The sequence below is a fragment of the Flavobacterium sp. AG291 genome (assembly GCF_003350375.1).
Lineage (GTDB): Bacteria > Bacteroidota > Bacteroidia > Flavobacteriales > Flavobacteriaceae > Flavobacterium > Flavobacterium suzhouense.
Genome location: NZ_QQAR01000010.1, coordinates 123,428 through 147,864 on the forward strand (window position 1 = coordinate 123,428; position 24,437 = coordinate 147,864).

The following is a 24,437-nucleotide window of genomic DNA, read 5'->3' on the forward strand; positions in this document are numbered from 1 at the left end:
CAGCCCTCTTTTGTTTGTTATATATTAAGGTATGCTATTTGTGATAATACGGCAGTTCGTTTTAAGAGAAGCTTTCGCTTAGGTGTATGAATTCATCAATACGGTTAAGTGCTTAACGCACATTTAGAAGCGGATTTTTAAAAATCCGCTTTTTTATTGAAAAAAATGCATTTTTAGGGTTGCATAATTCAAGTAGAAAAAACTATCTTTGCACTCGAAAAATTAGGTTTTTTCGTAAAACGTAAATAGCTGTTTAATAAATACATAAGCAATGTCTAAAGTAATAGGAAAAGTTGCACAGATCATCGGGCCGGTAGTAGACGTGGTGTTTAACACCCAAAATGCTGAGCTTCCTAAGATCTATGATTCATTAGAGATCACTAAAAAAGATGGTTCAAAATTAGTACTTGAAGTACAGTCTCACATTGGTGAAGATACTGTTCGTACTATCTCGATGGACTCTACTGACGGTTTAAGCAGAGGTCAGGAAGTTACTGGTACAGGAGCTCCTATCCAAATGCCAATCGGAGGAGACATCTACGGACGTTTGTTTAATGTTATTGGAGACGCTATTGACGGTCTTGGTGATTTACCAAAAGACGGCGCTAACGGTTTACCAATTCACCGTTCGGCTCCAAAATTCGAAGATCTATCAACTTCATCAGAAGTACTTTTCACAGGTATCAAAGTAATCGACCTTATCGAGCCTTATGCAAAAGGTGGTAAAATTGGTCTTTTCGGTGGTGCGGGTGTTGGTAAAACAGTACTTATCCAGGAGTTGATCAACAATATCGCAAAAGGTCACGGTGGTCTTTCTGTATTCGCAGGAGTAGGTGAAAGAACACGTGAAGGAAACGACCTTCTTCGTGAGATGCTTGAGTCTGGTATCATCAAGTATGGTGATGACTTTATGCACTCTATGGAGAATGGTGGTTGGGACCTTACAAAAGTAGACAAGCCTGGTATGCGCCAGTCTAAAGCTACATTCGTATTCGGTCAGATGAATGAGCCGCCTGGAGCACGTGCACGTGTTGCGCTTTCAGGTCTTACAATCGCTGAGTACTTCCGTGACGGAGCTGGTGAGGCACAAGGAAAAGACGTACTTTTCTTCGTAGACAACATCTTCCGTTTTACACAGGCAGGTTCTGAGGTATCTGCACTACTTGGCCGTATGCCATCTGCGGTAGGTTACCAGCCTACACTTGCAACTGAGATGGGTGCGATGCAGGAGCGTATTACTTCAACTAAAAAAGGTTCAATTACTTCAGTTCAGGCGGTATACGTACCTGCGGATGACTTAACTGACCCGGCACCGGCTACAACCTTTGCCCACCTTGATGCTACAACAGTACTTTCTCGTAAGATTGCTGAGCTTGGTATCTACCCTGCGGTTGACCCTCTTGATTCAACTTCAAGAATCCTTACTCCGCAAATCCTTGGTGATGAGCACTACAACTGTACACAAAGAGTAAAAGAAATACTTCAGAAATACAAACAACTTCAGGATATCATCGCGATCCTTGGTATGGAAGAGCTTTCAGAAGAGGATAAATTAGCAGTATCACGCGCTCGTCGTGTTCAGCGTTTCCTTTCTCAGCCGTTCCACGTTGCTGAGCAGTTTACAGGTATCCCTGGTGTTCTTGTAGATATTAAAGACACTATCAAAGGATTCAACATGATCATTGACGGTGAGCTTGACCACCTTCCTGAGGCGGCCTTCAACCTTAAAGGTACTATCGAGGACGTTATCGAGGCAGGTCAGAAAATGTTAGCTGAAGCATAAACTAGTTCAGTGTTCCGGGTTCAGTGTTCTGGGTTGGCCTAACGTCACCTATAACTCGAAACCCGCAACCCGCAACTCAAAACTAAAACTATGTTATCATTAGAAATAGTATCTCCGGAAGGACATTTATTTAAAGGAAACGTTACTTCGGTAACTGTTCCGGGTGTAGATGGTGAATTCCAGATGTTAAACCACCACGCTAATATCGTTTCGATACTGGCTGAAGGTAACATCAAGATCGCAGTTGCTGACTTTAAAACTACTACTGATTTTTCAGAGAAGTTCATCAAGTCAGAAAAAGACCAGAAATTCCTTTTGCCAATAACTTCAGGAACACTGGAACTTAAAGACAACAAAATTATTATCCTGGTAGGTTAATCCTCCATGAAATATAAATTAGAAGCCCTATACTTTGTATAGGGCTTTTTTGTTATAGCAGGTAAAAATACCTAATGGTATGATGAGTTTATTTTGTAGGTTTGAGCCATGACAAACCGTATGCTTTTATTTTTCACACTGCTTATAGTTGCAACAGGATGCTCAACCTCTAAAACAGTTGTGGGTATTTATACGAGCAGGGGACCATCAAGTATGGAAACATTAAGTTTAATGTATTCGAGAGGATATTTTGAATTTTTGTATGATTTTGACGATTATATAAAGCTAAAAATCGACAACGACAGTACTTTTGTTTATAGTATAAAAAAGAAAGATTATCCTGGAAGATGGAAGGTTAAAGGTAAAACTCTTATTTTGAACTATACTGACGCTTCGAGGGAAGATCTTCAGCTTAAAATACGGAATAATAAGCTTTGTAATATTACTGAGGAGACATTATGTAAAAGTAAACAGAAAATGATGCGTTTAATGTTACTAGAGAAAAAAGAAGAACAGTAGTTGTTCATCTCCAAGAAATATAAATTAGAAGCCCTATGCATTGTGTGGGGCTTTTTTTGTTAATATTGTGGTATGGAAAACAATTCGGACATTATTATCAGTGAAGGCAGGAGGCCTTTTTGGCAGGTTGCTATAGCAGCATTATGTTTTACGGGAGCAATAGTGGCTATAGGTTTCTTTATTTTAGGGTTGTTCTATACCCAAGGTGATGATGTTAAAGGGTCTGTTTCCACAATAAAACTATCTCTTTTTTTATTTGTGGCTGGAGTCCGGTTCTCAATGGTTAATAATGTATGCCTTGATTTGATTAACAGCAGGTTCAAGAAAGAAATGTCGGTAGGGATGTTTCGCTTTGGTAAATGGGAAAGCCTGCCTAATGTAGAATATGTGTGTGTTTTCAGACAATCATGGAGTAAAGACGGTTATGGAGACGGACAAACTGATTCATCAGGTATTACCTATGATGTGAATGTATGGTATAATACCTCTAAGCACTTTACTATTTATAGTAATCAGGAACTTGCTCCGGCCTATGAAATGGCAAAGCACATCGCTGTAAAATTAAATGCCGATTTCCTTGATTCCAGTGTGCCTGGTGATAAAAAATGGGTGGAGTTGTAATGCTGAAAGATGTTATTGATTTTAAATATTTGCAGCTACTAAAATTACATGTGCAATACATAAAACTATTCCTGTAATATTCAGATATGCTATTTTTCGGTTTTCAATGCCTTTTGCGTTAAACAATGCAATAGTATGATATATAATGTAAAGAGGTGAGGTAAGCATAGTGTATATGAATAGATCATAACCTATCCATGCTGCTTTTACATTGGTTATCATATAATATCTGTCATACCATAGGTAAATATAAAAGAGATACATAAACGTAACTATAACCAGTTGCAGTTTGAATTTCTTTTCTGCTATGGAGTATAAAGCCCCAAATCCTAAAACGCAAAAAGCTAAGATGATTACGAAGATCATAGTTTATTAGGTTCGTTTTCTGCAATATACTCCATAATATCGCCGGGCTGGCATTCCAGCACTTCACAAATGGCTTCTAACGTCGAAAACCGGATGGCTTTCGCCTTACCGGTTTTAAGGATGGAGAGGTTGGCAGTGGTAATGCCTACTTTATCGGCCAGCTCGTTAGAACGCATTTTTCGTTTAGCGAGCATTACGTCAAGATTGATGATAATAGGCATAGGTTATATCGTTAGTTCGTTTTCTTCCTGAATAAATTCGCCTTTTTCGGTTATGTGGGCCAGCAGCAATATCAGTTTTCCTAAAAGGTATAGTAGCAGGAACGACGGTAACTGTCGGAAGAATATAGTAACATCAAAATACAATACTGCCGTAGTGCAGAATAAAATGTATCTTGACTTTGCAAAAATGATAAATGTACTCCCTGCTCTGCGAAATTCATTCCCCTGGGTATGGTAAAACATTTTTCCTTTTTTAATGCTTATAAGGCAATTGCATAAGCGGGTTACGCCCACAATTGCATAAACAAGCAGTGCAGAATAGACAACGCAAAATGCAACCGCAAACCATTTGTTGTTAACGTCAGGCACGGCAGAGCTTATGGGTGTGAAATAATCGTAAAAGAAATCTTTTATCAGGGCAGTCTCATCATTTGAAATAAACCGGTAGGCATACCCAATGTAATAAAGAATCATGCCTGCAGCAAAAGTTATAACGGCACGCAGGGCAAGTATAATGATGTTTAGATGATGTTTCATGATGTTAAACGGTTAAGTCGTTTTCTTCTTTAAGATTCTTTGCCCATTGGAATACGCCTGATAAAACCTCGAAGAACAATCCCAAGGCGAATATGAAGATTAAATCTATTATAAAATCTAAGTCCATTGCTGCTTCTCCCTGTGTTAGTCTGAATGAAACTGAGCCAATGATTAGTAACACACCACCCCCATATATTATACGGCCTATTTTTTTAAAGTTGGTTATTACGGAAGTGTCAAATACTTTCTTTTTTTCGAACAGGATCAGAATTTGTTTGAAAATATAAAGAGCATATAAAAAGCTGGCAAAACCTGCAACTACTATAAACAGAGTCAACTTAGAGGCTACAGAAATGTCTTTAGCCATTTCCCCGTTAATTTTGAAAGGAATGCTTTCAGGCGTTACTATAGAAAGGAGCATGAAAGGTATTAGAAAAAACATTAAAATGAGTGACAGTGCAAATAGTATTTGTACAAGGAGTTTTAAAGTGCGTAATTGTGTCATGGGTTATTTGGTTTATTGCTTAATCAATGCAAATATAAATAAATTATCGAAAAACAATAATTATTTATTAAAAAGCATAAAAAATCCTTTTAAGCGATAGCCTAAAAGGATTTTTTTATTCGGTGTATAGTATGTTATTGGCGTACTATCTTTACAGTCCTCGACTTATTGTCTTCGGCAGTCATGGTCAGGAAGTAGACTCCCTGAGCCAGTGCGCTAAGATCGGCCTGTTTTATACCATCAGGATTTTTTTCTATTGCTATAATTTTTCCCAGGGCATCGGTAATGGTCACTTCAGATACATTAGTGCTGTCTTCCAGTGTAACAAGTCCTGTTGTGGGATTAGGATAAACTGAAACTGTCGAAAGGCTGTTCTCATTAGTGCCAAGTGTACCTACGGTAAAGGTTTGCGCAACGGTTTCTCCGTTGTATTCGGCTTCCCATGTCCAAACGCCATCCATATTAGGGCTAATGAGCCAATACCAGTAAGATGAAGAATAATACGTATCAAAAGTGAAAGCCCAATTGCCGGCCAGTGTTCCGTTTGGTCTTCGTATTCTCAGGTTTATGGTTGTGTCTGGCTCCTGATCTCTCATATATATGGCAGCATAAACGGTATCGCCTGATGCAAAAGTAGTACTGATATTTGCCGATTCAATTTCTGGACAATCATTAAAAGCAGGGGGAGCCGTATGGGTAAGCACTGCATTAACATTAGGTTCTGTATAGCCCTGTTGGGTTTCCCACCATGAAGACGTATTCAGGCTATTACAATTGCCTGTAAAAGGATCTATTAGTGCTCCTTCAGCATCATAAACCTCAAAGTGCAGGTGTGGCCCGGTAGAGTTTCCTGAGCTTCCCACTTTACCTAAAAACTCTCCTTTTTCAACGCTTTCCCCAACATCTTTAGAGGTTAGCGTAGTACTTTTCATGTGTCCGTACCACGAAATGCTTCCGTCTTCATGAAGTAAATAGATAGCATTCCAGCTTCCTCCGCCCATAACACAGCTTTGGTCAAAATGCCCATCGTCCTTAAAAATGATGATTCCGTCTTCGGCAGCGATCACTTCTGCCTGTTCTTCATCCATCATCTTCCATGAAAAAGGCCAAAGATAGATGTCGGTTCCCATGTGCCCGTCATATGTCCTGTTGCCGCAATTAAAATCGATAAGGTCAGAAGAGGTACTGTGGTCTACATAATTGGATATTCCCCATACCGAGTTGTAGCCAAAACCTTCGGCCTGTCTTACCGGCCAGATAAATGAAGGTGGCAAAGGGTTATCTTTTTTGATGTTTTTTAAAGTCTTTTTCAGTAAATCTTTCTTTTTTTCTAAAATTTCCTGAATGCTTATACGCTCACTTTCGGTAACACAACTAACTTTGTTGGGATTAAATATATATTCGCCTCCATTAGGTCGCGGGTATGTTTCCTGAGCATAACCATTGAGTAAAGCAATGCCGCATAGGATTGTGAGTAAAGTTTTTTTCATAAAATGATTAATTGGTTGCGGTATAAATATAATAAAAGCAGATGAAACAATTACCTACATCATTATCTGAAAAGTTGTTGCAGCGTAAAGCGGGCAATGCCCTGCGAAAACTCACCAAGCCTGATAACAGAATCGACTTTTCGTCGAATGATTACCTCGGGTTTGCCGTATCGACTGAGATATTTAACGCAGCACATCAATATCTTCTGGATAATCGCATTGCTGTAAACGGGGCTACCGGCTCACGGCTTATATCGGGTAATCACAGTCTGTATGCTAAGGCTGAAGAAACGATTTGCAATTATCATAAATCCGAAAGTGCGCTTATTTTCAACTCGGGTTATGATGCTAATGTAGGTTTGTTTTCGTCAGTACCGCAAAAGGGTGATATTGTCCTGTATGATGAATACATTCATGCTTCTATTCGTGATGGTATGCGATTGTCATTGGCAAAAGCTTATAAGTTTTCTCATAATGATCAGTCTGACCTGGAAAGGCTGCTTGAGAAGTTTAGAAGCGAAGGGAATATGGGTGAATTGTACATAGTAACTGAGTCGGTTTTCTCGATGGATGGTGATAGCCCCGATTTGATAGAGATGATAGCGATGTCCGAAAAGTACAAGGCTAACCTTATTGTGGATGAAGCCCATGCGCTTGGAGTTTTTGGTGAAAAAGGTGAAGGCCTGATACAGTCGCTAGGGTTACAGGATAAAGTTTTTGCACGGGTCATGACCTTTGGTAAAGGGTTAGGCTGTCACGGAGCTGCGGTATTGGGTTGCCCACAGCTAAGGGAGTACCTGCTGAATTTTGCCCGAAGTTTTATTTATACCACGGCCTTACCGCCACATTCGCTGGCAACAATTATTACTGCCTACGATTTTATGGCAAATAACCCTGAAGGACAAAAATCGCTAAAAAATATCGTCAGTTTTTTCAGGTCGGAAGTAGAACGCCTAAAACTGAAAAGCTTTATCTACAGTGACTCTGCCATACATTGTGTAGTGGTGCCCGGTAATGAAAAGGTAAAGAATATAGCGTCAGTTTTACAGCAGGAGGGGTTTGGCGTTAAGCCTATACTTTCGCCTACAGTGCCCGAAGGGCAGGAGCGCCTGCGTTTTTGCCTGCATAGTTATACTACTAGAGAACAGGTAATGCAGGTTTTAGAGCTTCTTACTGCTCACCTTTCTTCATGATTTTTTTTACTTTAGCGTCAGTTGCCTTGCTTTTGGCTTTTTCGACCTGGGCTTTAGCTGTTCTTCGCTCGCGTTTTTTAAACCAGTCACTATCTTCCTCACCAAAGAGGTAAGCATACGGCTGAGTGTCGGGGCTTAACTCAAACAGTTTTTTTAGTATGGCTATGGTAGGGATGATAAGTATCATACCTGTAACGCCCCAAATAGCACCACCAACTAATAATCCGATAAAAGTAATAAGCGCATTGAGGTTTACATTGCTTCCCGTAATTTTTGGTGTCAGGAAAGCACCTTCCAGCAATTGAATGAAAATAAATGATACTGCAACTGCCACAGGGTAAAACATGCTGTCTTTAGTCATCAGGGCGAAGGTAAAAGGTAATATAACCCCTAGTGAAGGTCCCAGATAAGGTACTATATTGAGCATACCTGCAAGCACCCCAAAAAAGATAGCGTGCTTAATGCCAAGGGCAAACAGTACTCCGGTATTTACCACCGCTAATATCAGCATTACTTTTCCGGCTCCTGCTATATAGGCATGCACTATCTTGCGGATAGAAGTGAGCTTTTCCAACAGGAAATTGTTGTCCTGTTTGCTGAATACTTTAGTGACAAAAACAGCGAGGTGGTCGCGGTAAATGAGCAGGAAAAAGATAAATACCGGCAGTAAAAGTATATCAGAAAGAGTTCCCAGGGTTTTAATGATCATTTGGGTTGGCTTAATGTTTTCCGGCTGAACGATCTCTACCGCCTTCTTCATCTCAAAGCCATTTGGCATTCCAAGATCAAAGCCAAAATGATCTGTACTCCATTTGTTGGCAGTTATTACAAAATGGTTGATTTTTTCATTAAGTCCGCCACCAAGGTCGTCCATAAAACCACGAACCTGCATGTAGATGAAAAATACAATGCCTCCTATAACGGCAATAAAGGTTAAAAGGCAAATGGCAGCACTTATAGAACGTGGAATCTTGCGGCGTTCGAGCGCATTGCATGACGAGGTTAACAGCATGGCAATATAACCCGAAACAAGAAGGGGCACTAACAGTTTTTTTGCCATTATCATAAAAAAGATAATGATAATGATAAGCAGTGCTATGTAAACAGTTTTTATGTAGTTGGGTACGCGTAAGGTTTCCATATCTTGAGAAAATGTGTTAATTTTCAAACTTTTCCTATCAAAATTATAAATTATTAAACCCTTGACTGATAATATTATATTAAAATTGTGTTGATGTTTTGGTAAAAATTACTCGGTTGATAATTAGCTTAAAATAGAGTAGAATCATTTAGTAAGTTTGTAAAATGGAAAAAGAGTTTGCGAAAATTGGCAGCTACCAGTATACTTCTGAAGCTATCATCATAAAGGGAAAACTTGAATCGGAAGGGATTGAGGTTTTTATGGCCGACAATTTCACAATAGACACTGATCCATTGGTAAGTAACGCCATAGGTGGAGTAAAGCTTTATGTGAGGAGTGAAGACATAGATAAAGCTACAGCTGTACTTTCTGAGATTAGCCGGTATTCAGTAGATGATAAAGGACAGGCTGTAGTTTGCCCTAAATGCAATAGTGATAAAGTAGATGTAGGTACTACTGTAAAAGAGAAGAAGTCTTTGTTTGCATTCCTTTTTGGATTCCTCGTAGCTGGAGGAATGCCAGTATATACAAAATATACTTACCGATGCAGCAATTGCAATAACGAATTTGAAATTAAATGAAACTATTTATAACAGGCATAGGTACCGATGTAGGTAAGACTATTGCCTCTGCCATAATAACCGAAGCTTTAGAGGCTGATTACTGGAAACCCGTACAGGCCGGAGATGCCGATAATTCTGATACGCATAAAGTAAAACGCTACATATCTAACGAAAATACACAGTTCTTCCCAAATAGTTACCTGCTTAACACACCTTCGAGTCCGCACCTTGCGGCAGCGATTGATGGAGTAACGATTGATCTTACAGAAATAAAAGAACCGGAAACCAAAAACCACCTGGTCATTGAAGGGGCAGGAGGATTGTTTGTTCCGTTGAATGATACGGATACGATTGCCGACCTTATTCAGCCCGATTATAAGGTAGTTGTAGTCTCACGCCATTACCTTGGCAGCATTAACCATACACTGCTGACAATTGAAGCCTTAAAGCAGCGAAATATTGCCATTGCAGGGATTGTTTTTAATGGTGATGCAATGCCGTCTACTGAAGATATAATACTTAAAAAAACAGGGGTGAAAATGATAGGGCGTATTGAGAACGAACCTTATTTTGACCAAAATGTAATTGCGGATTATGCTGATGCATTCCGTGAAAATCTATTGAAATTATGAGTTTACAGGAACGCGACAGCCAGTACTTATGGCATCCGTATACACAACATAAAACAGCTGCCAAACCTATTGGCATAACAAAAGGTGAGGGAGCATTGCTTTGGGATGAGAACGGTAAAGAATATATTGATGCTATTGCTTCATGGTGGGTAAACCCCTATGGGCACAGCAACCGTTATATTGCCGATGCTATTTACAAACAGCTTACCTCATTGGAGCACGTGCTTTTTGGCGGGTTTACCCACGAGCCTGCCGTATTGCTTTCAGAAAGGCTGATGGATATACTACCATCAAACCAAAAGAAGCTTTTCTTTTCAGATAATGGATCGACAGCAGTTGAGATTGCCATTAAGGTTGCTTTACAGTATTATTATAACAAAGGAGAGAAGCGTACTAAAATCATAGCGTTTGAGGATGCTTTTCACGGCGATACTTTTGCTGCTATGGCTGCCAGCGGTATCTCTTTCTTTACCGAGGCTTTCCGAGGTTCGCTAATAGAGGTAGTTCGCATTCCTGTGCCGGTAAAGGGCAGGGAAGAGGAGAGCTATTCGGCACTGAAAGCACTTGCAGCGACCAACGAATACGCTGGTTTTATTTTTGAACCTTTGGTTCAGGGGGCTGCGGGTATGGTAATGTATGCCCCGGAAGCATTAGATAATCTTATTGAAGCATGCAAAACAGGAGGTATTTTTACCATTGCCGATGAAGTAATGACGGGCTTTGGAAAGACCGGAAAAAAATTTGCCTGTGATTATCTTACAGCCCAGCCTGACATGATGTGCCTTTCTAAGGCATTAACGGGAGGAACCATACCTATGGCGATCACTTCCTTTTCACAAGAGTTGTATGATGGTTTTTACAACGATGATGTAAACAAGGCATTATTTCATGGTCACACCTTTACTGCCAACCCAACAGGTTGTGCAGCGGCTTTAGCGAGCCTGGACCTGCTTCAGCAGGACGAAATGCAGCAGAATTTGGTGCGAATCAATAAAAAACATCTTGCTTTTAAGGATAAGATGGAAAACCATCCGCGAGTAAAAACAGCAAGGGTGCTGGGTGTTATTTTTGCGCTTGAAATTGAGCGAGAAAGTGAGTCATACTACGGTAGCTTCAGAAACAGGTTGTATGATTTCTTTATTAGCAAGGGTGTTATCTTGCGACCGGTAGATAAAGTGGTTTACATACTGCCGCCTTACATCATAAATGATGAGCAGCTAGATACAGTTTACGGCATTGTTGAAGAGGCCTTAGAGACGATTTTATAGTTTTACTACAATAATCATATAATTTGTTTAATTAGTGTAATTCGTGGCTTATTCTGCGTTTTACAGTATTTTTGCAAAAATATTAGAATACCTTGTCTACACCTGTTTCCATACTATCCATTGCTTCTTTTTCTCCACTTGGGACATCTCCCGAAGTTGTTTGGGAAAATTATTGCAATACCAATACCTTAATCAGGGATTTTAAATCAGCCGACAAAACGGTTCCTGCGGTTGCCTTAACGGCATTGCAGGCTAAGCTTGTTGAAGACCTTAAGAAAGAAGATGCTAAATATGCTTCTCTTGATAATTCGGTTTTATATTCTATGCTTGCTTCAAGGATGGCTGTTGCCCAGGCTGGCTGGACAGAGGGGGATGTTTTTGGGATAAACGTTGGTTCCTCACGAGGCGCTACCGACTTGTTTGAAAAACATCATGGAGATTTCCTTAAGACTGGGAAAACAAATGTACAGGCATCACCAGCTACGACGTTAGGTAATATTTCCAGCTGGGTAGCACAGGATCTTAAGAGTACCGGGCCTGAAATTTCACATTCAATTACCTGTTCTACAGCTTTGCATGCGCTTTTAAATGGTGTGGCATGGCTTCGTGCCGGAATGGCCGATAAATTTCTGGTGGGAGGCAGTGAAGCGCCGTTAACGCCATTTACCATTGCCCAGATGCAGGCCATGAAAATATACAGTACTGCCGGCGGAGAATATCCGTGCAGGGCTTTTGATTTTAATAAGAAGCAAAATACAATGGTATTGGGCGAAGGTGCTGCATCGGCTTGTCTTGTTGCAGGTAAAGCAGCTAACGCCATCGCTGTTGTAGAAGGTATCGGTTATGCTACCGAGGTGCTAAAACATAGTGTTTCTATATCGGATGATGCTGAGTGCATGCAAAAATCGATGCTAATGGCATTGAAAGATACCCCTCTTGAAGAAATTGACGCTATTGTAATGCATGCTCCGGGAACTATTAAAGGTGATACTTCTGAATATGCAGCCATACAACAGCTTTTTGGAGATAAACTTCCGCTGCTTACTACTAATAAATGGAAGATAGGGCACACCTTTGGTGCATCGGGGCTGCTTAGCCTTGAATTTGCCGTTCAGATGCTGCAAAAAAACATATTTATAGGAGTTCCTTATGCAAGTCTTCAAATACAGGACAAGCCACTGAAAAAAATACTGGTAAATGCCGTAGGTTTTGGAGGAAATGCCGTTAGTGTGCTGATATCAAAGTAATTTGGCAGTTGTATAAAAATAGAATCCCGGCTACTACCCCGGGATTCCGCATCCAACTAAAAAATTACTAAAACATTATGAGACAAGCCCATAATTACTGTTATACCCTGAGGTAAATATTTTATTTATTTTATAAATATCTTAAAAACAAAGAACTGTCTCGTGTATTTTTTGCAAATATATTGATATATAAGTATTTAAAGAGCTTTAAAAATTTTTTTATCAATTTTTCATGTCTCTCTCTGAATAATTAAATATTAGATATCAATTGATTCAAATATAGGGATAATTTTCATTTTTCAAAACGATTAGAGGTTAATATTTCAGTGAGCTCAAAAAAAATTAGCAAGAATTTGTCTAACCTACTGAAGATTTAAATCTTATCTCATTAAAAAAACCAAACCCCGTTAGTAAAAACTAACGGGGCTTATCCAACTAAAAAATTTACTAAATAATTATAAAAGACCTTACTCAATTATAATTCTCTTAAAACCCGGTTGAAGCGGGTTTGCCTATAGGCAATATTATTGTGGTTACTGAACCAGTGTTTTTTTTGTCAAAACAGCTCCATCATTCATTGTTATCTTCACAATTACCGGTGCTGTCGTATTAATGTAATCAGAGCTAAAAGAAGTATTGTTTACATCCGTAGTAAAAATTATTCTACCCAAAAGATCATATATAACTACTGATGATATCTCTTCAGTAGATTGTACATGCACGCTATGGTTATTACTGTAAACGATTGCTGTGGTTTGGGTTTGCTGAGGAGTTTCAATACCCAGCGAACTTTCCGTAAACACTACTGTAAAGCGGTCTTCAAAAGTTCCTGCTTCCGATGTAAAGGTGTATCCCTGACCGGTAATATCGTTTACAGTGTTACTATTCTTGTCAACCAGATATATGTGTTGGCCTTGCATAAATAATCCATCAACATGGTCAAGTGCAAAGGTGAATGTTCCTGCTGTTTCAGTTTTAAAGCCAAGAGTTACAATGTCATTGTCATTAAATTGTGAGCGTGCCTGGATAGAAAGCTTTTTGTTATCTGCAATACTATAAAGCGTTGTTTTGCCATCCATAATTGCTTCCCCGTCATAACCTGAATCGTATCCCTCAGATGTTTCTGCGGTATAGCCTATCAAAACCTGCGAAAAGATGTTTTGTGCGGTTACATTAAGCCATAAACGGCTGATTTCATCCTGACCATTGTCTTTTGGTGCTGGTGTACGGAAAAATACCGTAGAGCATAATGGTAATCTCATTGCATTGTTGAATACAATGTTTTGCGATGCAGCCGAAGCCTTTACCATAAAGCCCTGTGCAGTATTCAGTACGCCTTCTTCATGCAGGCTGTAAGGATCCTGAATAGTATTGTTGTCAGGATCATACGCAGAATTAGACTGGTAGCCAAGCTTAGTAATTGTTTCATAGCTTGATTTTGCCGGGTCATTAGTTTTTCTCCATAGCCAAATTGTTCCATTGATGGCTTCAGCATTTGCTTCAAAAAACTTTTGGATGCTTATTGGAGAAGGATATGGGTTGCCTATAGTGTTATATGACTTCGCATCGCTAAAATAATCAAGAGGTACGGTAATATCACCCGTATTCGGTGTACCTGTAAACTTACCTTCCCAAATAGTTGGTGTCAAAGGATGGTTTTCTCCGCTGCGTATAAGATAACCTTTTGCAACATCAAAAGGTGTTGTTGCCGGTGATGTTATATTGGCATAAATATTATTTGCCGTATTATAGGTATAAAAACGGTTTGGTAATGTTTCCGGTGAAAAGCCAAGAAGCTTTTGTTCTGCTACCGGTGAAGACCAGATGGTATAAGCTTCTTTTACAATTTTAGACGAATTCCTTTTTATGATAACGTCTCCTGAGTTTTGCTGACCTTCAGTTTGTATAAGATTAGCGCCGCTTTCAAAGGTTAGCCGGCCGCTTACCGCTACATGAACATTATGAGTTATTATTGCGTTAGTATGCTGGGCAAAGTTTACATTAGCACCCTGAAGCACATTTATAGAACATGCAGTAAATGTACCAGCAGTAAAAGTATAGTTGGCAGTAAATATAGCGTCTTTTCCTGCTTCAGGTTCGCCATTACTCCAACTGCTACCATTCCATGTAGTTTCATTGTTGCAATATAGTATTGCACCCTGTGGAGGTGTAATTTTGTGCGGAAAAGCCGCAAGAGGTAATAGTATGAGTAAATAGAATAGTTTGTTTGCAATTCTATTTTGCTCGTTGAATAAAGTAGTCATTGGGGGGATAACTTTTTATTAAATAAGCAATAAATCAGTATGTCTTAGAATCTCTTTTAAGAGATTAATAATGCAAAGATAGTAAATATTTTTGAGGAAGCTTTTTGGGGGCAAAAATCAACCTTCACATCAGAGATTATTCTCTGTAATCGGATCAAAAAATACTATAAAACGGGGGGCTCATTTTATAGTACTGCTTAGAAACAGTATGCCATTGGGGGCGGATGGCATTTAAATTATTTTGGTTCTGCTATATTGTCATAGGCTGCTCAAGTATATTTTTTAGTTTGTGGTCAGAAACAAAGGGGTGATAGATTTGTAAGGAAAAAACCCGATCGATTCTGAAGCAAAGTAACGGTGAAAAAACGTAATCATCATCAAAAACTTAATAGACAAAGTATAGACAGAAAGAAATTTGTTGTAAAAATAAGCTCTGATATTCAGTGTTTTACAGATTATGTGAAAAAATAACGGACGAAATGCATAGACATGAGTTAAAAAACATGTCAAATATATGCACACATATATCTTGTAGGTAAAATTCTATCAGCTTAGAGTCGTGAAAGTATTCTTTCAAATTCTTCGTCTTCGCTAATACCCATTTTTTTCTTAATCCGGTATTTTTTTGTTACAGTGCTTTCATATGATATCTGTAAAAGCGAAGCAATTTCTTTATAGGATAAATTAAGCTTAAGAAGTGAACAAAACTGAATGTCGTTTTTTGTTAGCATTGGATATTTTTCAATGATGCTGTTTTCAAAATCTGGGTTTGCATTTTTAAAACGAATCTCAAATTCTTTCCAATAATTTTTTTGCTGTGCAATTTGTTTCAGTTCTTTTCTTATTTCAGTTGTTTTTGTAAGAGGGGCGTTATCCAGCTTTTCAATTATCGAATTGAGACTATCATAATAATTTGCCATTTGTAGTGCCATCGAGGTTGCTTCGCGTTGCTTTTCATCAATCATCTGTTTTTGTGAGTTACTCAGCTCCTGTTCCAGGATATGTTGCTGTTCCAGATAATTCCGTTCTTTTTCTACTGATTTTAATGCTTCTTTTTGAAGTCGGGCTCTCAGGCGAGAACCTCTGAGTATAAAAAGAATGAACACAATTAGAGACAGACTGGCGATTATATACATATATGTTAACCTACGTTCGGCCTGAACTCTTTTCTTTAAGGCTTCATTATTGTTTTTTAATATTTCATTTTTTTCTCTCTGAAAATCAGTCTGAAATTTTGCCTGCATGGCATTAAGACCTGAGCCGTTTTCATGCATTCTTAACGTGTCACACATTAACATTGCTCTTTCAAAAGCTTTGGAGCTTTCCTTCCAATTAGCTGTTTGAGTATATATCTCAGCTATAGAACGCTCATACTCATATCTTTCATGGGTGTGACTCTTGACATAGGCGGGTGAATTCCTAAATTCATTTATGAGTTTTATAGCTTCTTTGTATTTTTTTGTCTCGTTCAATACCGTTATATAGTTGCTAAAAATGAGCATGGTGTATTTCGATTTTTTTTCAGAAAGCATTTGGTATGCATTTGCATACTGAAGTAAAGCTTTCTCCTTGTTTCCACGCAGGTCGTCAATGTTAGCAATTTTGGCATATACAACAGCTTCAAGCTCTTTATCGCCAGACTTCTTTGCAGAAGGAATGATATTGTTTAATATAGTATAGGCATTATTGGTCTGATCGAGAGCTATTAAGTTCTCGGTATAATTAACAGTTGCAATTATATAGACTTTGCTGTCGCTGTCTGCTTTGTTCTTAGTAAGATAATCTTCAAGTAAATCGGCTGCAAACCTATAGTTGTTGCTTTGGAGATAAGTGCCGGCCAGGGTTATCTTTAATTGCCATATATAGCATTTGTCATTTTTGGCTTCAAGTATTTTTATGCCCTTAAGTAGATACTGGGTAGCTTTCTCGATGTTACCCTTGTAAAGGTATGAAGCCGCAATTGAATGATAAATATGAGCCTGATAAATAGGATTGTTGAACTTTTTGTTTAGTTTATAAGCTTTGTTACTCCATTTGAGGGCGAGTTCAAAATTGCCTAAAATATTATTCTCGGTGGCACTATTTACCATCGGAGCAATTTGTTTTTGAGGATATTTTTTAAGCAGGGTTATTGCTTTGCTAAAACAAGCGAGTGCTTTTTCAGGGTAGCCTGCATAGTCATAGTATATACCGATTACATTTTGCGCTTTAGCATATACAGTGTCATGAAGCCCTTTGGTTTCGAGAATGGTTTCATGTTTGTTTTTTTCCTTTTCGGCATGAAGGAGATTTTTGTAATCAGCCTTGAACCAAAAATTTTGATAGCTACAGTGTATTTCCTGTGATGATACTTTGATAGATACTAATAGAAAAGTCAGACAGATAACTGTTTGACTAAATTTCCATAAGTATTTTTTCAAATTCTGAATCATCATTGATTTCCATTTTCTTTTTTATCCTGTATTTTTTAGTGATAGTGCTTTCGTGTGAAATCTGTAAAAGCGTGGCAATCTCTTTATTTGACAGGTTTAGTTTGAGTAATGAACAAAATTCAATGTCGTTTTTTGTAAGTTTTGAGTACTGAGAGGCAAGTGAATGGGCAAAATCCGGATGCAGGTTATTAAAACGGGTTTCAAACTGTTTCCAGTAATCCTTTTGCTTTAACAAAGTTGTCAGGTCTTTTTTCAGCTGAGCAGTATCTTTAATTTGTCCATTGTCGCATTTTTCAATAATCTCATTAATATTATCCTGGTAATTGGCAAGCCTTAATGCTGTTGATGTTAGCTCTCTTTGTTTTTCGGCAATAATTTCTTTCTGTGAATTGGCAAATTCATGCTCATACTCCTGTTGTTGCATTGCCAGGTTTTTTTCTGCGTTTAGATGGCGGAGGGCTTCGTTCTGCAGTCTGTTTTTAAGCCATAGACTACGTAAGAACAGCAATACAATTATAATAAAAAATATGCTGGCAAAAACATAAAGAAACGTTAGCTTGTTTTTTGCGTCCTTTTCCTGTTGCAGCGAATTATTCCTTTTACTTAATATACGACTTTTTTCCTGTTGCAGTTCTTTTTGAAGACGCGCCTGAAGTTCATTTATAGCTTCATTGTTGTCAGTACGGGCTATGGAATCTTTAAGTTTTATTGCCTCTTCAAGTCCTTCAGCAGCTTCTTTATGATTGTTAGTGTTTTTATTTGTTTCAGCTGCAGCCACATCAAAACGAAGCCTGTCTTCGGAGTTTGCCTTGCTAAACATGGTTGATTTTTTTACGGCATCAATTACTTTTAGGGCTTCGTCATATTTGTGCTGTTTATTAAGGTATTCTATAAATTCGGCTCCTATAACGACTGTATTCATCGAATTCCCTTTCAAGAAGATTGCTAAGGCATTGGTATAATTGCTGTGTGCGACATTATGTTTTTGCTCATAAGCAGCTATATTGGCCAGTTTAGAATAGGCAACAGCCATATGCTCTTCATTTTTTATGTCCTGTAGCTCAATCAGGGCTTCTCTCAGGCTGCGTTTAGCCTCTTCTACTTCATCAAGATGAATAACACATTCAGCATAATTTATAAGGGTAAGGGCATGGTTGCCTTTATCATTATTAGCTTTAAATATAGCAAGGCATTCTTTGTAAAGATCTTTTGCAAAAGTAAAATTGCGCATCTTCATATAGGTGTTGGCCAGTTTTTGGTTCATGTTTACCAAACTGCTTTTGTCTTCTTCTTTTTTAACGATGGCTATACCTTTTAAAAGGCACTCGATAGATTTTTCATATTCCAGTGTAAACTGGTAGTTAGAAGCCATGTGGCTGTATACTGATGCCTCAAAAACCTTCATGTTTAATTTCTTGCTGAGTTCCAGTGCTTCATTAAGGATCTGAAAAGAAGTGTCGTATTCCCCTTTGTTACGATAGGCAACAGCAATGTTCATCAATGGCATAGTTTTTATCTTAGGATAATTCTTTAATTGTGCTATTGCCTTTTTATAATAATAGATAGAGGAATCGGTTTTCCCCATATTCCCGTAATAAATACCATAGATATTATAAACCGCTCCCCTAATGCTGTCAGGTAATGTTTTTTGGCTCAGGGCATAATTAATGTAGTATTTTGTACTATCTGCCGATGAGTAGATGTGCTTTCTTATTTTTGCTTCAACTGCCTTGTAATTGAAGTTGTTTTGCTGAGCGCGACCAGAATGTCCAAAGAAGGAAAGGAAGCATATTAATAGAGTTAATTGTTTTATCATATCAGATTTCCATAAGAAGTTTTTCAAATTCGGCGTCGTCGTTAATCTCCATTTTTTTCTTAATCCGGTATTTTTTTGTAATCGCGCTTTCGTGTGATATCTGTAGCAATGATGCAATCTCTTTATTTGAGAGGTTTAGTTTTAGCAGTGAGCAAAACTCTATATCGTTTTTAGTGAGTTTAGGGAATTTTGCAGTAAGCTGATTGCCAAATTCAGGATGCAGGGTGTTGAAACGGGTCTCAAACTGTTTCCAGTAATCTTTCTGTTTCATAAGCAGTTGCAGTTCTTTCTTAATGTCATTCACGCTAAGCGAAGCATTACTGTTGCATTTTGCAATGATCTCACTTATGTTATCCTGGTAGTTTGCCATCCTCAGGGCTGTAGATGTAAGTTCGCGTTGCTTTTCGTCTATAATATTTTTTTGAGAGTAGGTGAGTTCCTGTTCGTGCTTATGCTGTTGTTCGATAAGATTCTTTTCTGTCTCAATGGTTTTTAGCTCTTCCTGCTGTAATCGGTTCCTGAGCCAGTATCCGCGGAGAAAAAGGAGAATCAGCAGAATTAGCGCAATGCTTATCACGATGTAGAATACCATAGTTGTTTTTTCAGCCTGCATCTGCTCCTGAAGAATTCTGTTATTTGTTTCAAGAGCAAGGTTTTTTTCTCGTTGTAACTCCGTTTGAAATTTTGCCTGTATTTCTTCTATTGCTACCCGTTTTTTAGCGCTTGCAATAGAATCCATTATTACAATCGTATTCTGGTAGGCTTTAATAGCTTCTTTATCGTTGTTAGTGGCTTTATAAGTTTCGGCAATGGCATTTTGGTAAGTTAACTGTTCCCGATTACCGGCGTTCTTAAATTTTTTAGTAGCTTCAATTAGGGTTATTACTCTAAGAGCTTCTTTAGCTTTATTGTGTTTGTTCAGGAAATTTATGTAAGTTCCCCCCATATTTATAATTCTTTTCGAACCGGATTCTTTTAAAAGTGTAAGAGCTTTTTCAAATTCCAAGGTCGCTTTTGATATATTTCCGGTTGCCGATTCAAGTTCGGCTATTCTAAAAGTAGTGATTCCTAAATTTTCTTCATCGCCAAGCTGCTGCAATCCTTTTCTTGCTGTTTCCAGTGCATTTCGGGCCTCAGTATATTTTTTAACATGGGTAAAAGCCTCGCCAAGGTTAATCTCAGTAAGATAATAGTTGTGTTTAGCTCCTGTTTCTTTAAAGAATGCCGCACATTCCTTGTAGAGATCTATGGCAAAAGCAAAATTCTCTTTGGCAATATAGGTGCCCGCAAGCTTTTGCTTTATAACAATAAGTTCTTTCTTGTGGTTTGTATTCTTAAGCAGCTCTATAGCTTTAGTAAGATACGATAAGGAGTTTTCGTAGTCTGTTGTATAATTGTAATTTGTTGCAAGTTCACCGTAAGCAATTGCAAGTCCTAAATTGTTTTTCTGTTTTTTTTGAATTGTTGCAGCCTCTTTGAGAAGTTTTATAGATGTAGTATATTCCCCTTTGTTTCGGTAGCCTATAGCCAGGTTCATTAGGCTTTTTACCTTTATTTTTGGGTAATTATTCAGGTATGTTATCGCCTTTTTGGTATAAAATATGGTAGAGTCAGGTTTGCCTGTCATCCCGTAATAAATTCCGTAGAGGTTATAGGTATTTCCGTATACTGTATCGTGAAGGTCATCCTGTGCAAGTGTTTTTTCTATGATTGCCTTTGCAGCTGCAGGATTAGAGTTTAACAGTTTACGGGCATTGGCATCAGCGGCTTTAAAATTGTACTCCTGGCCATAAGATAGTCCGGTTATTAATAAAAAAATAAGGTGTAGTTTTTTTACCATAGTTTACGGTATTTGGTTTTCAATTAAGAAAATTGGGCACAACCAATTTAACAAAATTTTATGGATTTTGTGTTGTGTAGGTTTTAAAAATGTTATTCAAAAGCATAAATTTTTTCTTGTACGAGATTACTTTCATAACCTTTTCGTAGTAAATAATCCATTACTTTCTTTTTTTTCTTCTGAATATTGCTTTCACGTGTAATTTCCCATTGTTTGTCGGCCAATTCATGGAATGCATCAAGATATTCGCCTTCGGGAATTTCTTTAAGAGCGCGTTCTATGTTGTAGCGGGAAATGTTTCGGGTTTTTAGCTCATTGGTAATGCGGCGTTTTCCCCAGTGTTTTATCCTGAATTTTCCTCGGGCAAAACTACAGGCAAAACGTTCTTCGTTCAAATAGTTATTGTCAAGCAGGTGAACCACAATAACATCTATGGCTTGCGGTATCATATTCAGGCTTTTCAGTTTTAGCACTACCTCGTCGTGGCAACGCTCCTGATAGGCACAGTAATGCTCCATTTTTCTTTTCGCCTCTTCTACCGTATACGATTTTTGCATGCCTTAGCCTGATTATAAGGGCAAAGTTAAAACAAAAGCCCATTACATAATGGGCTTCTTTTGTTATACCGGTAAGTTTAGTTTTTTGTGAGTGTTTACTATTGCCTGTTTGTTTTTATAATCTATCCATGCCTGCCCTTTAAACTTTCGCATTACGTTATCAAAGTATCTCATGAAGGCGATATTGTAAACGGCTTTTCCAAGATTACTCACCTTGCGAGGAAATGCTCTTAAACTCATAGAGAATCCCGGAGTTACATATTTCATATAGTGCCAGTAGCCTTCGGGCATGTAAAGCATCTCTCCATGTTCAAGATCGGCTACAAGTCCTTTTGCATATTTAAGCGCTGGCCATTTTTCCATATCAGGATTGTCAAAATCAATATCTTCACGCGATATCAGTGCGTGAGGTACTTTATACAGGTAAGGGGTCTGGTCGGGAGCAAACAATATACAGCGTTTCTTTCCGTGAAAATGAAAATGCAGTATGTTTGAAAAATCAATGTCGTAATGTATAAATACTCGTGACCCTTCTCCGCCAAAGAAAAGCATAGGTAGCTGCTTAACAAGTTTCAGGCCTATGTCGGGCCATTTAAAATCATTTTTTAGCGAAGGTACCTCCTTCATCAGGTTGTATAAAAATATCCTGTAATTGGTAGGTTTTGACTGTAGTAAGTCAATATAATCGGCCATTTTCATTTTTGCATGGGCCTCATTAAAACCATCTTTGTGCGATACCGGACGATCATCATATAGCGGTACTGTTTTTTCGCCGGCTATGTCTTTTATATAATCAAGCTTCCATTTTTCATAAGCAGGCCAGTCTTCTGTAAGTTTCTCTATTACAAGTGGTTTTTGCTTCTTTACGTAGTTGTTATAAAAGTCCTCTTTGGTAATTGTCTTTACACGTTCAATTTCGGTGAGATCTAACGGCATCGGATAGGGTTTTTAGCTAAACAAAATTACTAAAGCGTTATGTAATTGTAAAGCTCTAATTCTTAAAATTTTATTAACTAAAATGAAAATAAAAAAAAGCGGCCCTTCCCAAGGCCGCTTATCAATAATAGTTGCATTTATATATTTATTTCTTTACGATAATAAATTCAATCCTCCTGTTTAGCGCATGCTGCTCTTCGGTACAGTTTTCACCACAGTTCACTTTAGGTTCACTTTCGCCATAGCCTTTTCCTGAAAGCCTTGATGCATCAATACCTTTAGAGATGACATATTGTGCCATAGCTTTTGCTCTTCGGTCAGATAATGCCATGTTGTATTCTGCACTACCTCTGCTGTCAGTGTGTGCTTTTGCCATAATAACCATATTTGGCATTGACTTCATTAACGATACAAGCTTGTCAAGTTCTGCAGCACCTTCAGGGGTAATGTTGCTTTTGTTGTATTCAAAGTAAATATCTTTTAGTTTTACTTCGTTGCCTACAATAAGTACATCAACCGGAGTAAGGTCTGCTGTAATGTTTACTTTGCGTTCTCTTGATTTCGAAACCGGGAAAGTGCTTTGCAGGTAGCCATCTTTTGAAGCCTGTATTACATAAGCCCTGTCGCAGTCTACGCTATATGATGCTATACCATTTGCGTCAGCAGTAGTGGTTTGTATCACGTTGTTTCTATCGTCAAGAATGGCAACTGTAGCACCACCAAGTATTTTTCCTGTTTTGGCATCTTTAACAGTTACAATAGCTTCTACGCCACATATAGGAGTAGCCAGGTACAGGTTGTCTTTTCCGGCCTTGTTGCTCGAAAAGAAACCAATATTTTTAGTGTCGTTAAATGTAAAGGCAAAATCGTCTTTTGGAGAGTTTACCGGTAGGCCTAAATTAATGGCCTCGGTACCTTTGTTAAGGTCAATCATAAAGATATCCATACCGCCAAAACCTTTTCTGCCTTCTGAGGCAAAGAAAAGTTTATTGTCATCAGTGATGAATGGGAAATTCTCGCGGCCTTCAGTGTTTACTTTAGGTCCAAGGTTTTCAGGTTTGCTATAGGTGTTATTGCCTAGTACGTTAACTTTCCATATATCCGTGCTGCCACCCATAGAACCTTGTCTGTTTGAAGCAAAGTAAAGTGTCTTTCCGTCTTTGCTAACCGATGGGTTGCCTGTTGAATATTTTTTGTCGTTAAACGGTACAGCTTTTACATTGCCCCATTTACCGTTTTCTTTTGTAGCTACAAAAAGGTAAATAAGTCCTGTTCGCTGTCCCGGAGTATCTTTTTCAAAGCTGCCTTCTTTCCAGCTTTCGCTGGCAAAATACATGGTGTTTCCATCACCGGTAACTGTAGCAGGGCCATCATGCCATTGCGTGTTCAGGTCTGATAAAGGTTCAGGTTCGCTAAAGCTTCCGTTGTTGTAGGTAGCAGTATAAATATCCATATAAGGCTCTTCGTTCCTGCCATATTTTCTTCGTGCAGTGTTACGGGTAGACGCAAAATAAAATGTATTGTCGTCTGTAACAAAACCACCAAAATCAGCATACTTAGGGTCATTTATGTCCAGTTTCTTTTCGTCATAAAGCTTTGTTTGTGATTTTAGCTTTGGCAGATAATCAGGGTCCTGCTTAAACTCTACAGCCCTTTGATCCTGAGGAGCAAGTGAAGCAAACTTTTGCATCTGTTTGTTAGCCTCCTCATATTTGCCTTCCACTTTAAGCATTTGTGCATAACGATAGTAGGTTTCAGAATCCTGCTGTTTTATTTCAATAAGCTTAGCATACCATTTAGATGCTTCCTGAGCATTAAAAAGGTTGTAATAGCTGTCGGCTATCTGTTTGTATACGTAAGCGTCTTTACCTTTTGCAGCCAGTTTTTCATAGGCTTTTGCAGCATCAAGGTATTCAAATTTTGCGTATAGTTTATCTGCCGTTTCAGTATCTTTATTTTGTGCCGCCACGGTCATTGCCATAAGCAGGCTAAGAGAGATGTATATCTTTTTCATGGTTAAAATGGCTTATGCTATTAGAAATAACGTGGTGAACGTGATACTTTTTTAGGGAAGTTCAGGTCAAACAGTAACATTACCTCGTGCGATGCAGGAGTTGTCACTTTCAGG

Annotated in this window: 22 protein-coding genes; 9 read left to right on the forward strand and 13 right to left on the reverse strand. The window is 38.4% G+C overall.

The annotated features are described in order from the left end of the window. The first annotated feature begins 271 nt into the window (after positions 1-271). From atpD to DEU42_RS11800, 4 genes are all read left to right on the forward strand, one after another. Positions 272-1,783 carry a F0F1 ATP synthase subunit beta gene (gene atpD / locus DEU42_RS11785; RefSeq protein WP_114758501.1) on the forward strand — a complete coding sequence of 504 codons (1,512 nt, stop codon included), beginning with the start codon at positions 272-274 and terminating at the stop codon, positions 1,781-1,783. 90 nt (positions 1,784-1,873) lie between these two features. Continuing rightward, on the forward strand, positions 1,874-2,161 hold the full coding sequence (locus DEU42_RS11790; RefSeq protein WP_114758502.1) for a F0F1 ATP synthase subunit epsilon: 288 nt from the start codon (positions 1,874-1,876) through the stop codon (positions 2,159-2,161). A 120-nt stretch (positions 2,162-2,281) separates the two neighbouring features. After that, positions 2,282-2,680 carry a hypothetical protein gene (locus DEU42_RS11795; protein ID WP_147278114.1) on the forward strand — a complete coding sequence of 133 codons (399 nt, stop codon included), beginning with the start codon at positions 2,282-2,284 and terminating at the stop codon, positions 2,678-2,680. A gap of 72 nt (positions 2,681-2,752) precedes the next feature. Continuing rightward, complete coding sequence (locus DEU42_RS11800; RefSeq protein ID WP_114758504.1) at positions 2,753-3,301, forward strand: hypothetical protein; 549 nt, start codon at positions 2,753-2,755, stop codon at positions 3,299-3,301. A gap of 21 nt (positions 3,302-3,322) precedes the next feature. On the opposite strand, the gene DEU42_RS11805 is transcribed toward DEU42_RS11800, so the two are convergent. The 5 genes from DEU42_RS11805 to DEU42_RS11825 form a co-directional block, all read right to left on the reverse strand. Beyond that, positions 3,323-3,667: a hypothetical protein gene (locus DEU42_RS11805; protein WP_114758505.1), complete on the reverse strand. Its 345-nt coding sequence runs from the start codon at positions 3,665-3,667 to the stop codon at positions 3,323-3,325. Next, on the reverse strand, positions 3,664-3,888 hold the full coding sequence (locus tag DEU42_RS11810) for a helix-turn-helix domain-containing protein (protein WP_114758506.1): 225 nt from the start codon (positions 3,886-3,888) through the stop codon (positions 3,664-3,666). Before DEU42_RS11810 ends, DEU42_RS11805 begins: the two co-directional genes overlap by 4 nt. A gap of 3 nt (positions 3,889-3,891) precedes the next feature. Further along, complete coding sequence (locus DEU42_RS11815; RefSeq protein WP_114758507.1) at positions 3,892-4,425, reverse strand: DUF2975 domain-containing protein; 534 nt, start codon at positions 4,423-4,425, stop codon at positions 3,892-3,894. 4 nt (positions 4,426-4,429) lie between these two features. Continuing rightward, positions 4,430-4,930 (reverse strand): DUF2975 domain-containing protein, encoded by a 501-nt coding sequence (locus DEU42_RS11820; RefSeq protein ID WP_114758508.1) that lies wholly within the window; start codon positions 4,928-4,930, stop codon positions 4,430-4,432. 134 nt (positions 4,931-5,064) lie between these two features. After that, positions 5,065-6,420: a peptidoglycan DD-metalloendopeptidase family protein gene (locus DEU42_RS11825; RefSeq protein ID WP_114758509.1), complete on the reverse strand. Its 1,356-nt coding sequence runs from the start codon at positions 6,418-6,420 to the stop codon at positions 5,065-5,067. A 41-nt stretch (positions 6,421-6,461) separates the two neighbouring features. On the opposite strand from DEU42_RS11825, the gene DEU42_RS11830 reads away from it, so the two are divergent. Beyond that, positions 6,462-7,613, forward strand: coding sequence for an aminotransferase class I/II-fold pyridoxal phosphate-dependent enzyme (locus tag DEU42_RS11830; RefSeq protein ID WP_114758510.1), 1,152 nt, complete (start codon positions 6,462-6,464; stop codon positions 7,611-7,613). On the opposite strand, the gene DEU42_RS11835 is transcribed toward DEU42_RS11830, so the two are convergent. Continuing rightward, complete coding sequence (locus DEU42_RS11835; protein WP_114758511.1) at positions 7,591-8,754, reverse strand: AI-2E family transporter; 1,164 nt, start codon at positions 8,752-8,754, stop codon at positions 7,591-7,593. The genes DEU42_RS11830 and DEU42_RS11835 overlap by 23 nt on opposite strands. A gap of 164 nt (positions 8,755-8,918) precedes the next feature. Here DEU42_RS11835 and DEU42_RS11840 point away from each other — a divergent pair, with 164 nt between their 5' ends. The 4 genes from DEU42_RS11840 (at position 8,919) to DEU42_RS11855 (ending at position 12,464) form a co-directional block, all read left to right on the forward strand. Next, positions 8,919-9,335, forward strand: a complete 417-nt coding sequence (locus tag DEU42_RS11840; RefSeq protein ID WP_114758512.1) for a DUF2007 domain-containing protein — start codon at positions 8,919-8,921, stop codon at positions 9,333-9,335. Further along, positions 9,332-9,949 (forward strand): dethiobiotin synthase, encoded by a 618-nt coding sequence (gene bioD, locus DEU42_RS11845; RefSeq protein ID WP_114758513.1) that lies wholly within the window; start codon positions 9,332-9,334, stop codon positions 9,947-9,949. The genes DEU42_RS11840 and bioD overlap by 4 nt, the downstream gene beginning before the upstream one ends. Continuing rightward, the gene (gene bioA, locus DEU42_RS11850; protein WP_114758514.1) at positions 9,946-11,217 is read left to right on the forward strand and encodes an adenosylmethionine--8-amino-7-oxononanoate transaminase; all 1,272 of its coding nucleotides are present in this window, start codon (positions 9,946-9,948) and stop codon (positions 11,215-11,217) included. Before bioD ends, bioA begins: the two co-directional genes overlap by 4 nt. A 92-nt stretch (positions 11,218-11,309) precedes the next feature. After that, positions 11,310-12,464, forward strand: coding sequence for a beta-ketoacyl synthase N-terminal-like domain-containing protein (locus DEU42_RS11855; protein ID WP_114758515.1), 1,155 nt, complete (start codon positions 11,310-11,312; stop codon positions 12,462-12,464). 533 nt (positions 12,465-12,997) lie between these two features. Here the strand turns inward: DEU42_RS11855 and DEU42_RS11860 are convergent. The 7 genes from DEU42_RS11860 to DEU42_RS11890 form a co-directional block, all read right to left on the reverse strand. Further along, positions 12,998-14,728: a hypothetical protein gene (locus DEU42_RS11860; RefSeq protein WP_114758516.1), complete on the reverse strand. Its 1,731-nt coding sequence runs from the start codon at positions 14,726-14,728 to the stop codon at positions 12,998-13,000. A gap of 551 nt (positions 14,729-15,279) precedes the next feature. Beyond that, the gene (locus tag DEU42_RS11865) at positions 15,280-17,163 is read right to left on the reverse strand and encodes a tetratricopeptide repeat protein (protein WP_114758517.1); all 1,884 of its coding nucleotides are present in this window, start codon (positions 17,161-17,163) and stop codon (positions 15,280-15,282) included. After that, the gene (locus tag DEU42_RS11870) at positions 17,123-18,976 is read right to left on the reverse strand and encodes a tetratricopeptide repeat protein (RefSeq protein ID WP_114758518.1); all 1,854 of its coding nucleotides are present in this window, start codon (positions 18,974-18,976) and stop codon (positions 17,123-17,125) included. The genes DEU42_RS11865 and DEU42_RS11870 overlap by 41 nt, the downstream gene beginning before the upstream one ends. Before the next feature lies 1 nt (position 18,977). After that, positions 18,978-20,816 carry a tetratricopeptide repeat protein gene (locus DEU42_RS11875; RefSeq protein ID WP_114758519.1) on the reverse strand — a complete coding sequence of 613 codons (1,839 nt, stop codon included), beginning with the start codon at positions 20,814-20,816 and terminating at the stop codon, positions 18,978-18,980. Between the two features lie 92 nt (positions 20,817-20,908). After that, positions 20,909-21,373: a regulatory protein RecX gene (locus DEU42_RS11880; RefSeq protein ID WP_114758520.1), complete on the reverse strand. Its 465-nt coding sequence runs from the start codon at positions 21,371-21,373 to the stop codon at positions 20,909-20,911. A gap of 63 nt (positions 21,374-21,436) precedes the next feature. Beyond that, positions 21,437-22,309, reverse strand: coding sequence for a cupin-like domain-containing protein (locus DEU42_RS11885; protein WP_114758521.1), 873 nt, complete (start codon positions 22,307-22,309; stop codon positions 21,437-21,439). A 145-nt stretch (positions 22,310-22,454) separates the two neighbouring features. Continuing rightward, positions 22,455-24,323 carry an OmpA family protein gene (locus tag DEU42_RS11890; RefSeq protein WP_114758522.1) on the reverse strand — a complete coding sequence of 623 codons (1,869 nt, stop codon included), beginning with the start codon at positions 24,321-24,323 and terminating at the stop codon, positions 22,455-22,457. Between the last annotated feature and the right edge of the window lie 114 nt (positions 24,324-24,437).